Source organism: Billgrantia zhangzhouensis (assembly GCF_021404465.1).
GTDB lineage: Bacteria > Pseudomonadota > Gammaproteobacteria > Pseudomonadales > Halomonadaceae > Halomonas > Halomonas zhangzhouensis.
Map to the genome: position 1 here is coordinate 175926 of NZ_JABFTT010000005.1, position 12787 is coordinate 188712.

The 12787-nt window shown below is 65.9% G+C and carries 11 protein-coding genes; 2 read left to right on the forward strand and 9 right to left on the reverse strand.

Annotation, left to right across the window (positions count from 1 at the left end; translation table 11 throughout):
• Nucleotides 1–280: 280 nt before the first annotated feature.
• Nucleotides 281–3268 carry a ribonuclease E gene (gene rne, locus HOP51_RS08110; protein ID WP_234273436.1) on the forward strand — a complete coding sequence of 996 codons (2988 nt, stop codon included), beginning with the start codon at nucleotides 281–283 and terminating at the stop codon, nucleotides 3266–3268.
• A 94-nt stretch (nucleotides 3269–3362) separates the two neighbouring features.
• On the opposite strand, the gene murB is transcribed toward rne, so the two are convergent.
• From murB to HOP51_RS08155, 9 genes are read right to left on the reverse strand one after another with little or no spacing between them, the layout of a single operon-like run.
• Nucleotides 3363–4370: a UDP-N-acetylmuramate dehydrogenase gene (murB, locus tag HOP51_RS08115; RefSeq protein WP_234273437.1), complete on the reverse strand. Its 1008-nt coding sequence runs from the start codon at nucleotides 4368–4370 to the stop codon at nucleotides 3363–3365.
• Complete coding sequence (locus HOP51_RS08120) at nucleotides 4367–4846, reverse strand: low molecular weight protein-tyrosine-phosphatase (RefSeq protein WP_234273438.1); 480 nt, start codon at nucleotides 4844–4846, stop codon at nucleotides 4367–4369. The genes murB and HOP51_RS08120 overlap by 4 nt, the downstream gene beginning before the upstream one ends.
• Before the next feature lie 12 nt (nucleotides 4847–4858).
• On the reverse strand, nucleotides 4859–5635 hold the full coding sequence (gene kdsB / locus HOP51_RS08125) for a 3-deoxy-manno-octulosonate cytidylyltransferase (protein WP_234273439.1): 777 nt from the start codon (nucleotides 5633–5635) through the stop codon (nucleotides 4859–4861).
• Nucleotides 5632–5841: a Trm112 family protein gene (locus tag HOP51_RS08130; RefSeq protein WP_234273440.1), complete on the reverse strand. Its 210-nt coding sequence runs from the start codon at nucleotides 5839–5841 to the stop codon at nucleotides 5632–5634. Before HOP51_RS08130 ends, kdsB begins: the two co-directional genes overlap by 4 nt.
• A gap of 28 nt (nucleotides 5842–5869) precedes the next feature.
• Nucleotides 5870–6880, reverse strand: coding sequence for a tetraacyldisaccharide 4'-kinase (gene lpxK / locus HOP51_RS08135; RefSeq protein WP_234273441.1), 1011 nt, complete (start codon nucleotides 6878–6880; stop codon nucleotides 5870–5872).
• Entirely contained in the window at nucleotides 6877–8634 is a 1758-nt protein-coding gene (msbA, locus tag HOP51_RS08140; protein ID WP_234273442.1) for a lipid A export permease/ATP-binding protein MsbA, read from the reverse strand. Before msbA ends, lpxK begins: the two co-directional genes overlap by 4 nt.
• The gene (locus tag HOP51_RS08145) at nucleotides 8631–9059 is read right to left on the reverse strand and encodes an ExbD/TolR family protein (RefSeq protein ID WP_234273443.1); all 429 of its coding nucleotides are present in this window, start codon (nucleotides 9057–9059) and stop codon (nucleotides 8631–8633) included. Before HOP51_RS08145 ends, msbA begins: the two co-directional genes overlap by 4 nt.
• A complete protein-coding gene (locus tag HOP51_RS08150) occupies nucleotides 9056–9724 on the reverse strand; it encodes a MotA/TolQ/ExbB proton channel family protein (protein ID WP_234273444.1) in 669 nt (222 codons plus the stop codon). The genes HOP51_RS08145 and HOP51_RS08150 overlap by 4 nt, the downstream gene beginning before the upstream one ends.
• Before the next feature lie 33 nt (nucleotides 9725–9757).
• Nucleotides 9758–12037, reverse strand: coding sequence for a DNA internalization-related competence protein ComEC/Rec2 (locus HOP51_RS08155; protein WP_234273445.1), 2280 nt, complete (start codon nucleotides 12035–12037; stop codon nucleotides 9758–9760).
• Between the two features lie 168 nt (nucleotides 12038–12205).
• Here HOP51_RS08155 and HOP51_RS08160 point away from each other — a divergent pair, with 168 nt between their 5' ends.
• The gene (locus HOP51_RS08160) at nucleotides 12206–12745 is read left to right on the forward strand and encodes a DUF2062 domain-containing protein (RefSeq protein ID WP_234273446.1); all 540 of its coding nucleotides are present in this window, start codon (nucleotides 12206–12208) and stop codon (nucleotides 12743–12745) included.
• Nucleotides 12746–12787 lie beyond the last annotated feature (42 nt).

The following is a 12787-nucleotide window of genomic DNA, read 5'->3' on the forward strand; positions in this document are numbered from 1 at the left end:
GCCACGGGAATCGTTCAACATCGTGCCGGTGGCCGGCGTTGGCGAATCGATGAATGCCAGGTGTCTGGCGGTGACCGCAGGGCCGGATGGGAGAAGCCCCACCGAGACATGTCCTGCCTCCGCCGCGTACTCAACATGATCATGTCGTGCTGGGCCCCTCTCGGGTGCCGGTACGATCGGGCGCCACTGCGCATCCGCGACATGCGCTGAGCACAAGCACGCAGCACCCAGAGGTTCGCCTTCTTCGATGCCCCCCGGCGCGTCCAGATTGCGAGACAACATGAAACGGATGCTCATCAATGCGACCCAGCCGGAAGAGCTGCGCGTCGCGCTGGTCGATGGACAACGCCTGTACGACCTGGACATCGAATCCGGTGCCAGGGAGCAAAAGAAAGCCAACATCTACCGTGGCAAGATCACCCGAGTCGAACCTTCCCTCGAAGCCGCCTTCGTCGACTTCGGCGCCGATCGCCACGGTTTTCTCCCCCTCAAGGAAATTTCCCGCGAGTACTTCCTGAAGGAATCTTCGGGCCGTCCCAGCATCAAGGAGGTGCTCAAGGAGGGTCAGGAAGTCATCGTTCAGGTCGACAAGGAGGAGCGCGGCAACAAGGGTGCGGCGCTGACCACCTTCATCAGTCTGGCTGGCCGCTTCCTCGTGCTGATGCCCAACAACCCCCGTGCCGGGGGCATCTCGCGGCGCATCGAGGGCGACGAGCGCACCCAGCTCAAGGAGGCCATGGGCCAGCTCACCGTGCCGGAGAAGATGGGCGTGATCGTTCGCACCGCCGGCATTGGTCGTAGCCCGGAGGAGCTGCAGTGGGACCTTGACTACCTGGTCCAGGTGTGGGAATCGATCACCGAGGAGGCCGGCAAGCGCCCCGCCCCGTTCCTGATCTATCGCGAATCGAACGTCATCATCCGCGCCATGCGCGACTACCTGCGCCAGGACATCGGCGAGGTGCTGATCGACAGCCCCGAGGTACACCAGGAAGCGCTGACGTTCATTCGTCAGGTCATGCCTTCATACCAGCAGAAGATCAAACTCTACGCCGACGAGGTTCCGCTGTTCTCGCGTTTCCAGATCGAATCGCAGATCGAGACCGCCTACGAACGCGAAGTGAAGCTGCCCTCCGGTGGCTCCATCGTCATCGACCATACCGAAGCCCTGGTTTCCATCGACATCAACTCGGCGCGCGCCACCCGTGGTAGCGACATTGAGGAGACCGCGCTGCAAACTAACCTCGAGGCGGCCGACGAGGTCGCCCGCCAGCTACGCCTGCGCGATATCGGCGGTCTGGTGGTGATCGACTTCATCGACATGAGTCCCGCGCGCAACCAGCGTGAGGTCGAGAACCGCATGCGCGATGCGCTCAAGCTCGATCGCGCCCGGGTGCAGATTGGCCGTATCTCCCGCTTCGGCCTGATGGAGATGTCGCGTCAGCGCCTGCGCCCGTCACTGGGCGAAACCAGCGGCGTGGTATGCCCGCGCTGCAACGGCCAAGGCACCATCCGCGACGTGCGCTCGCTGTCGCTTTCGATCATGCGCCTGATCGAAGAGGAGGCGATGAAGGAACGCAGCGCGCAGATTCGCGCCATCCTCCCGGTGCCGGTGGCCACCTACCTGCTCAACGAGAAGCGTGCGGTGCTTGCCGACATCGAGCAACGCCAGGGCGTGAAGGTGCTGGTCCTGCCCAAGCCCGACATGGACACGCCGCACTACGACGTGCAACGCCTGCGTGACGACCATATCGAGGAGGAAGGCGATCAGGACAAGTCCAGCTTCGAGCTGTCGGTCGAGACCGACATCGGCAAGGAGCCGGACATGAGCATCGCCAAACCGATGGCCCGTACCGAGGCTGCGGTCAAGACGGTGATCCACAACGAACCGGCTCCGGCCTCCTTGCAGCAGGAGCCGCCCCGTCAGGCACCTTCTCCTACTCCCGCCACTGCCGCAGCCCCCGCTGCCGGCGTGCTCGGCCGTCTGCTCAAGGGCGTCACCAAGTTGCTCGGCGGAACCGAGAGCGATACGACCACTGCGGTGGAGTCGCGCAAGCCGACCCCGCCACAGGCACCGCCCCGCGGCGAGGACGAACGCGGCGAGCGCAACGGTCGCGGACGGCGGCGTGCGCGTGGCGAATCCCAGGACGATGGCCGTAGCCAGCGCGGCCAGGCCCGCTCCCAGGAAAGTGCCCGTACCGAAGCACGTCAGGACTCTCGCCAGGAAGCGCGCCAGGACAGCGGCGGCGGCCGTGGCGGTCGCGGGCGCAATCACGCACGCGCCGACAAGCCCCAGGCCACCGAGGAGGCACGTCAGGCCAAGCCTCGTGGGCGTGACGAGACGCCGCGCCGCCAGAAAGCCGAGCCACAGGAAAAGCCTGTCGAACAGGTAACCGAGCCGGCCAAGAGCGACGACGGCAAGCCCAAGCGTACGCGCAACAATCCGCGCAACCGCTCGCGCCAGCACGCCATCAATCCGCAGGCCGAGGCTGAGCAGAAGCGCCTCCAGGCGGAAGCACCCGAGCAGAAGGGTGAAGCTGGTTCGGAGCAGGCCAAGGCCGAGGCGCCCAAGCCGACCGAGAAGCCCACCGAGGCGACCAAGGCCGAGCAGCCGAAACCGGAAGAAGCCAAGCCCGAGCAAGCCAAGGTCGAGGCGCCCAAGCCGACCGAGAAGCCCGCCGAGGCGGCCAAGGCCGAGCAGCCGAAACCGGAAGAAACCAAGCCCGAGCAGGCCAAGGTCGAGGCGCCCAAACCGGCCGAGCAGCCGAAACCGGAAGAAACCAAGCCCGAAGCCAAGCCGGAGCTAGCCAAGGTCGAGGCGCCCAAGCCGGCCGAGAAGCCCGCCGAGGCGGCCAAGACCGAGCAGCCGAAATCGGAAGAAGCCAAGCCCGAAGCCCAGCCGGAGCTAGCCAAGGTCGAGGCGCCCAAGTCGGCCGAGAAGCCCGCCGAGGCGACCAAGGCCGAGCAGCCGAAGTCGGAAGAAGCCAAGCCCGAGCAGGCCAAGGTCGAGGCGCCCAAGCCCGCCGAGGCGACCAAGGCCGAGCAGCCGAAGTCGGAAGAAGCCAAGCCCGAGCAGGCCAAGGTCGGGGCGCCCAAGCCCGCCGAGGCACCCAAGGCTGAGCAGCCGAAGTCGGAAGAAACCAAGCCCGAAGCCAAGGCTGAGCCATCCGAAGCCGAGCAGACCGCTGCCCGCCGCCGGCGTCGCGCGCACAATGACCCGCGCGAAATCCGTCGCCGTGAGCAGGAGGCTCAGAAAGGCAGCCAGGGCTGATACACCCTACTGCCTAATAGAGAACGGCCCGCGCTCAGCGCGGGCCGTTTTCATTCATGCTCGTTTGCCGTCTCGCCAGTGCCCTACGCAGCTTTCAGGCCAGCCTGGGTTCGCGTTCCAGCACGACACCGAAGCGAGCCTCCACCTCTGTCGCTACCTGCCGGGAAAACGCCAGCAGCTCTTCGGCACTGCCACCACCGAAATGCACCAGCACCAGCGCCTGACGCTCATGAATGCCGAAATGGCCCGATCGCCACCCCTTGAGCCCACAGCGGTCGATCAGCCAGCCGGCCGCCAGCTTGACGCGCCCATCGGCCAGCTCGAAATACGGCATGTCAGGCCATGACAGCAGCATTTCCTCCGCCTGCCGCCGTTCTACGATAGGGTTCTTGAAGAAGCTGCCGGCATTGCCCAGCTCGGCCGGATCGGGCAGCTTCTCGCGGCGAATGGTGCATACCGCCTCGGCCACATCGAGCGGGCCCGGCCGAGGGCCCAACCGCTGGGCCAGATCACCATAACCCAGCCGAGGATGCGGATCGCGAGTGAGCCGTAGGGCCAGCCCGGTGACGATCACCTTGTCCTCGAGTTCGCCCTTGAAGATGCTGTCGCGGTAGCCGAAGGCGCACTCTCCCACCGTCAGGCGCGCGCAACGACCATCCTCGATGAACATCACGTGAACCGCTTCGAGCACTTCGCACAGCTCGACACCGTAGGCCCCGATGTTCTGGATCGGTGCGGCACCGCAGGAGCCCGGGATCAACGCCAGATTCTCCGTTCCCCACAGGCCACGGCCGGCCAATGCCATGACCAGCGGGTGCCACTCGACTCCTGCCCCGACATGCACCAGTACGCTGCCCTCCCGGGGTTCCAGCCACCAATAACGCAGCGCCGGGCGCAGCACCAACCCGGGCAGTCGTTCGGGCAGGATCAAATTGCTGCCCCCACCCAACACGGTAAGAGGCCAGTTGAGGTCATCCGCCAAACGCAGCAGCCTACGCAGCGGCTCGATGGCTGCCGGTGAAGCGAAGCGCTCGGCACGACAGGGAAGCCCCAGGGTATTGGCTGCCGTCAGCTCCCGGTCGGCCAGCAGGGTATCGCTCAATGCCGCTGCCCCTCGAGCCGCAGGGCTATCTCCTCGACCAGGCCGCGGGAAGCGGCTTCGATCAGGTCGAGCACCTTCTCAAAGCCCTGCTCGCCACCGTAGTAGGGGTCGGGTACCGACCGGTCGACATGGCCGGCGAAGTCGAGAAAGAGACCGATGTGGGCGCCGCACCCCTCGGGGCACTGCGCACGTATCGCCGCCAGGTTGTCGTGGTCCATGGCCAGCAGGTAGTCGAAGCGCGAGAAGTCCTCGGCCGCGAGCTGGCGCGCGCGCAACTCGCTCAAGTCAACGCCACGTCGGCGTGCGGCGGCAGCGGAACGCGGATCGGGCGCTTTGCCTACGTGCCAGTCACCGATGCCGCAGGAATCGACTTCCACACGACGGGCCAGCCCTGCCGCCTCGAGCTCGCGACGGAACACGCCTTCGGCGGTGGGCGAGCGGCAGATGTTACCGAGACAGACGAACAGAACACGCATGGTTGTCCCTCCTTATGGGTTCCCGCTCAGCAGAGCCCTGACGCGCTCCAGGTCTGCCAAGGTATCGACCCCGGCCGGGTTGGGCTCGGCGGCCAGCGCCACCTGAATGGCATGACCGTAGTGCAGCGCTCGCAACTGCTCTAACTGCTCCAGCCGCTCCAGCGCCGATGGGCTCCAGTCGCGATACTCCGCCAGGAAGGCAGCACGGTAGGCATACAGTCCGATATGGCGCAGCCAGGCATCGGTCTCGAGCCACTCCGGACGCGCAGCGAACGACTCGCGGTCCCATGGGATAGGGGCACGGGAAAAATAGAGCGCACGCCCCGAGAGAGCGCGTACCACTTTGACCACATTGGGATTGAACAGCGTTTCCACATCACCGATCGGTTCCGCCAAGGTCGCAATGGAGGCCCCCGGGTCGTCATAAAGCCGAATCGCGACCTGGTCGATCAGCCGCGGTGGAATCAGCGGTTCGTCACCTTGGACGTTCACCAGCACGGCGTCGGCGGTGAGCCCCAACGTCTCGGCGACCTCGGCCAGCCGGTCGGTGCCGGAAGGATGGTCGGCGCGAGTCATCACCACCTCGGCGCCTAACGGCAACATGGCGTCGCGTATCCGCGCATCGTCGGTGGCGACCACCACACGGCTGGCAGCACTCGCGCAGGCCTGGCGCCAGACATGCGCCACCATGGGCTCACCGGCAATGTCGAGCAGTGGCTTGCCCGGCAGTCGCGAGGAGCCGTAGCGTGCCGGTATCACCGCAATGAAGGCGTTATCCTGCGCCATCATCCCTCTCCGTTGCGGCCAGGGGAAGGCGGCAGCTTCTCGTCGATCTCAAGCTGACGCGCTTCTTCGGGCAGCATGACCGGAATGCCGTCGCGCACCGGATAGGCGAGGCCATCGTAGTGGCACAGCAGTTCCTGGGCCTCGCGGTCGTACTTGAGCTTGCCCTTGCACAGCGGGCAGACCAGCATGGCCAGCAGTTCCTTGTCCATTGTTACACCTCTATCGTTCGAACTAAGGTTATCGCAACCCTGACAGTCGCGTGTCCAGCCAGGCCGCAAAGTCTGCCGACGGCTCGGCTTCGACCTCCAGCACCCAGCCCCGCTCGAGGGTCACGGCATCCAGCTTCTCGGCATCCTTGGCCGTCATCACTACCGGCAGGTCGTCGCCGAAGGTCAACTCCTGCCCCGTGAATCGATGATGATCGGGAAAGGCATGCGGCCTGGCTTCGACTCCCATCTCGGCCAGGGTCGTGAAGAAACGCTGGGGATTCCCGATCCCCGCGACGGCATGTACCGGGCCGTGGAACGGCAACGGCGCCAGAGTATGGGACGTCCCATCCTCCAGCGAACGCCAGCGGACCGGTACCAGGCGAAAGGTCCAGGCGCCCGCTGGCGGCACGAAGGCCGGTTCTCCATTGATCAGTACCGCACTCACCTCGTCCAGGCGTGACAGAGGCTCACGCAGGGGGCCCGCAGGCAGGCAACGTCCGTTGCCGAACCCGCGGCGGCCATCCACCACCACCAGTTCCAGATCGCGCCCCAGCGCCAGGTGTTGCAGACCGTCGTCGCTAAGCAGGATGTCGCACCCCCTCTCGAGCAGCGCCCTGGCACCGCGCGGGCGGTCGGGGTCGACCACCACCGGCAGGCCGGTCTGACGCGCCAGCATGCGTGGCTCGTCGCCGCTGTGGGCACTGGGCGTGTCCAGGGTGACATGCAACGGGTAGCCTGCACCCTGCTCCGCCTTGCCGCCATAGCCGCGCGAGACGATACCCGGCCGCCACCCCTGCTCGGACAGGTGGCGAGCCAACCAGGCCACCAGAGGGGACTTGCCGGTTCCTCCCAGGGTCACGTTGCCCACCACGATCACCGGCACGGTAGCTCGCCATACCCGACGACGACCGTCCCGATAGCGCGCAGTACGACGCTCGACGACCCAGCGATACAGGGCTTCTAGCGGCCTCAGCGCCCTGAGCCAGGCGGCGTCGCCGTAGGCTGCTTGGAGCCAGCGTTCGCCCAGGCCACGGCTCATGACACCGAAGCTTCCTGGAACTGCAACCGGTGCAGCGCCGCATAGGCACCGTCGCGCGCCAACAGCTCGGCATGGGCGCCCTGCTCGACGATCTGCCCCTGCTCCATTACTAGGATGCGATCGGCTCGCTCGATGGTGGAAAGCCGGTGGGCGATGACCAGCGTCGTACGACCGCGGCAAACCACCTCGAGCGCCTGCTGGATGTAACGCTCCGACTCGGTGTCCAGCGCCGAGGTCGCCTCGTCGAGAATCAGCAGTGGGGAGTCCTTGAAGATCGCCCGGGCAATGGCGAGGCGCTGACGCTGACCACCGGAGAGCATCACGCCATTGTCGCCGACGATGGTATCGTAGCCGTCGGGCAGCCGCTCGATGAACTCATGAGCATAGGCCGCCTGTGCGGCCGCCTCGATGGTGTCGCGATCCGCTTGGGGCACACCGTAGGCAATGTTGTCGGCAATGCTGGCGTTGAACAGCGTCACCTGCTGCGACACCAGGGCGAGCTGACGACGCAAGGGCGCCAGACGATACTCGTCGATGGGCACGCCGTCGATCAGCACCTGACCGGCGGTGGGGCGGTAGAAGCGCGGCAACAGTCCCGCCAGGGTCGACTTGCCGCTCCCCGAGCGTCCCACGATAGCGACCATCTCCCCAGGCTCGATGACGATATCAATGCCCTTGAGCACTTCGGGCTGATCCTCGCCGTAGCGGAAATGCACCCCACGCAGTTCCACCTTGCCTTCGAGGCGCTCGGGCTCACGGGTGCCCTCGTCGGGCTCGAGCGGCACCTGCATCAGACCGAACAGCTCGGCGGCGGCGGCGATCCCTTTCTGGATCTCGCTGTTGATCTCGGTGAGCTGGCGCACTGGCTTGGCCATCAGCGATGCGGCGGTAATGAAGGCAACGAATTCACCGGGGGTCATGTCGGCCAGCAGCGCCGGCGACATGGCCAGCCACACCAGTACCGCCAGCGATACGGCGATCAACAACTGGATGACCGGCGTACTGATGGCCTTGGTCAGCGCCTCCTTCATTTTCTGCTGGCGGTTGTAGTCGCTGGCCCGGGCGAAACGCTCCTTCTCGTAGGCTTCGGCACCGTGAGTTCGCACCACGCGGTATCCGGTCAAGGCCTCGGAGGCCACATGGGTCACGTCGCCCATGGAATCCTGAATGCGCAGGGAGATGCGCCGGAAGCGCTTGCTGGCATAGCTCACCACACCACCGATCAGCGGCGTCACGGCCAGGAACAGCAGGGTCAGCATCCAGTTGGTCCACAGCAGGTAGCCCAACAGACCAATCACGAACAGCCCCTCGCGCAGCAGGATGGTGATGGCATTGGTCGCCGCCCCGGTGACCTGCTCCACATGGTAGGTAACCCGTGAGATCAGATGACCGCTGGAATGCGAATCGAAGAAGCGACCGGGCAGGTGCAGCATGTGATTGAACACGTTGCAGCGCAGCGCATGCACCACGTTGCGCGCCACGTTGCTCATGAAATAAGTGCCGAGGAAGGTGCCCAGCCCCCTGGCGGCGAACATGAACACCACGAACAGCGGCAAGAACAGGCGGAAGGCGGCGTCTGGGTCCTGGATACCATCGATCAAGCGCTTCATCATCTCGGCCAGGGCCGTACTGGAGGCCGCATAAAGCGCATAGCCGACGATCGCCAGGGCGAATGAGATCCAGTGCGGCTTGACGTAGGCCAGCAATTGCTTGTAGAGGGTCCAGCCCGAATGTTGGGTCCGGTCTTGAGTCACGGTATCTCCGCTTGCGTGGATGTAGCCTGAGTTTCGCTCGTGGCGATGCGAACTTGACGTATGCCGTGCACACTCGCCTGGTCCAGTGCCCGCACCACGTCGGCATGCATCGCGCGGGCATCGGCCTCGACGACCAGACCATGAACCCTGGCCCGGTCGGCCTCGGCAGACAGCGCCTGGCCCAGCTCGGCGGCGGCGAACTCACGCCCGCCCAGCCGGTAACGCCCCTGCGCGGTCACCGCCAGCGTGGTCGGCGAGGCGTCGAGTCCGGCCCCGGATACACTCTCGGGAAGCGTGAGTTCGAGCGCCTGACGAGTCTCGAAGGTGGTCGATACCATGAAGAAGATCAGCAGCAGAAAGACCACGTCGATCAGCGGCGTGAGATTGACCTCCACCGGATCGCGACGACGGCGCACGAACCTCACGAGCCCCTCGCCTCCGAGGCGGAGAAATCGCCCTCATGCTGATCGCTGAAGCCCAACTCGCCCTGGTAATGGGCGAGAAATTCAACCACCTGGCCAGCCTGCTCCTCCATGCGCACGGTGATGTCCTCGACCCGGCGCAGGAAGTAACGATGGAACATCAGCGCCGGAATCGCCACGGTGAGGCCCGCCGCGGTCGTCACCAGGGCGCGCGAGATACCGCCGGCAAGCTCGGCGGTACGCCCGACGCCATCGGCGGAGACGATCACCGCGAAAACTTCGATCATGCCTACCACGGTACCCAGTAGACCGATCAATGGCGTGATGGCCGCGATGGTGCCCAGCGGGCTGAGGAAGCGCTCCATGTCATGGATCACCGCGGTGGCAGCCTCCTGCAGCCGGGCGCGGACCTGCTCGTGGCCCAAGCGGGCATTGCGCAGCCCGGCCGCCAGCACGCCGCCCAGCGGCGAATGGCTCTCGAGCCAGTAGAGATCGACCTGGCCACGTGCCACCAGCGAGCAGACCTCCTGCCCCAGGCCATAGGGGGCGATACGCTTGGCACGCAGGGTCCAGAGGCGCTCGATGATGATCACCGTCGCCAACAGCGAGCATCCCAGCAAGGGGATCATCAGCCAGCCGCCGGCGATGAGCGCATCCATCATGTCCATCGTCTTCCCCTCTTCACGCAACGACCGTCGCGATCAATGGCGCGATTCTACCGCATGGCATCTACCTTCGACACCGCCACGGCGCCAGGGCATGTCCCGCGCGGCGTACAACGCAAGTCCCTCGGCACGGCCCAACCATAAGGTCACGGCACCGTCCAGCGCGGTACTCCACTGACAGCTGCCGGCACGACGAAAACGTCGTACCACCTCGTCATGGGGATGGCCGAAGGCGCTGTGCCGGGCAGTACTGTAGACTACGGTTTGTGGGGCCAGCACCTGCACCAGCTGCGGCCCCGAACTGCTGCGGCTGCCGTGATGCCCCGCCACCAGCAGGGTGACCGGCAACTCCACGTCGAGCAGGAACAAACGCTCGATCTCGCGCCCGACGTCCCCGGTGAGCAGCAGCCGGTCATCGCCAGCTGTCACCTCCAGAACACAGGAGCGGTCGTTGCTCGAGAGCTCCGCCGTCTCCTCGGGCGGCCACAACACACGATAGGAGACGCCGTCCCGCTGCCATGCCTGCCCGCGCAGGCAGTTGTCGAAAGGTACGCCTATCGACTCACCGGGTGGCGCCAAGAACCGCCCCACCGAATGCCGCTCGTCCAGCACGGCGACGCCGCCGGCATGGTCGAGATCGTCATGACTGACCATGACATCGTCGAAATACTGGCCTGCCGGCCACAGCGAACTCAGCGGAGCGAAGCCGGATGCAAAGCGCGGCCCGGTATCATAGAGCAGCCGATAGCTGGCACTGCGCAATTCGATCAGCTGCCCCTGGCCGACGTCCTGAATCCTGATCCGCAGCGTACCGGGCTCGGGCACAGGCGTGGACAGACCCAACATGGCAGGTATCAGCAGCAACGTAGCTCCCACCCGCAGCGTCCTGACCAGGCCAGGTAGCGACCACAGCAGCGCCACGAGACCGAGCATCAGCGCCAGCGGCACGACCTGCTCCGGCGAAGGCCACCACAGCGGCAAATTGTCGACGGCCAATTCGAGCAACCCCACCAGCAACTGCGTGCTACGCTCGAACAGCCACCAGCACAACGTACCGAGCAGCGGCACGGGAGCCAGTAGCCAGCCAAGCAATCCCAAGGGCACCAGCACCGTGCTGACCAGCGGCACCGCCACCAGATTGACCAGCGGCGCCGCCGGGGCCAGCCGAGCGAACGCCAGCAGCACGGCAGCGGCCATCAAGGGTGCGAGCAATACTTGGGTACGCAGCAGCCCCCATCCCCAGCCGAGCATGCCGCGTGGCCGAACCCGCCCCTGCCAGATGAGGATCAGCAGCGCCACGGCCAGGAACGACAGCCACAACCCGGGGCGCCACGCCGACAGCGGATCGACCAGCACCACCACCCCCAAGGCCAGCCACCATGCCTGCCACGGGCCGGGGGCATGCCGCCCGCTGGCCACCCACAGACCTACCAGGGTCATGATCATGGCACGCATGGCCGGAGGCTGCAGGCCCGCCAGCCAGGCATAGCCAATGGCAGCGGCACCGGCCAGCCACCACGGCCATACCGTCATGCGCCATCGGCGCGGCATGACCAGCCGAGCCAGCCCACGCCCCATCAACAGCGCAAAGGCCGCCACCAGCCCCACGTGCAACCCTGAAATCACCACCAGATGAGTCGTACCGCTGGCATTGAGCAGATCCCAGTCATCGCGCGCAAGCCGGTCCCCCGCTCCCAGGGTCAAGGCAGCCAGCCAGCGTCGGGTCCGCGGGGAAAGTTCCTGTTCGTCGAGATAGCCAAGTGCACGTTGGCGCAGTGATATCGGCGCCCTCTCCAGCCGCTCGGCAGCGGGCTCGCTGCGCACATAGCCGGTCGCCTGGATCCCCTCGCGCCATAGCCAGGCGCCGTAGTCGAAGGTGCCGGGGTTGGCGAAACCCGCCGGTGGCCGCAATCGTACGGTCATGGCCCAGCGCTCGCCCGCGCGTATCTCGGGGGCCTGGTAGAAGCTGAGCCGTACCCGGCGCAGTGCATCGCACGGCAGCCTTGCGAGATCCAACGGCCTGCACGACTCCACGCGCACCATCAACCGGCTGAGCCGCTCCTCATCCTCGACCGACTCGATACGCCCGGTCAGGGAAAGATCGGCCCTGAGCAGCCCATCGGGCAACACGGCTCCCTTGGCCAGCAGCACCTGGCTTGAGGTAAAGAAGATCGCCACGACCAGGCCAGCGGCGCGCCATTGCCCGCGACCAAGCAGAAACAGCAGGCACAGGGCCCACCCCTCGAATAGCGCGGCAGGAGCCCAGTGGCCCAACCCCACACCAACCAGCGCCGCCAGCGCCAGCGGCATCGCCATGCCCAGTCGCACTCCCTTGCCCCCTTATCCACCCCGCCCTGGCCCCTGGCAGCCGGTCGCCCAAATCCGGCAGGCTGCTAGCGTTGGCCCGTATCCTGCGCCCAGCATGGCGGGCCAGCTCCCATCCATGGATAATACCCGGGTCACGAAGCAGCGAGCCAATCCGACATGCCGCGCAGATTCCTGCAGCGCTACATGCCCAACCCCGAGACGCTCAGGCGCCAGCGCTCGCTGCGCTTCATGAGCCATTTGATTGGCGATCCCGGACTTTGGGTACTTTCTCGACGCACCGTGGCGAATGCCTTCTCGGTGGGGCTGTTCAGCGCCATGCTGCCGATTCCCTTCCAGATGGTGATCGCGGCTTTCGGCGCCTGGGTGCTGCGCTGCAACCTACCGCTGTCCGTGGGCCTGGTGTGGATCACCAATCCCCTGACCATGCCGCTGATCTTCTATGGCAACTACCGTATCGGCGCCTGGTTGATGGACACCCCGGCTCGCGAGGCTCCCACCCGCGTCTCCACCCGCTGGGTCGCCGAGCGCATGGCCGACATCCTGCCCGCCCTGGCACTGGGCTCGGTGGTTTCAGCCATCGTCTTTGCCGTGCTGGGCAACCTGCTGGTACGCCTGCTATGGCGTTGGCACATTTCGCGCAGCTGGAAGCAGCGGGCCATGAGGCGCCGCTTGCGACGCCTCGACATGGACGACTAAGCCTCCGGAGCGGGGGCTTGGAGAAATGTCGAACGCCTCGTG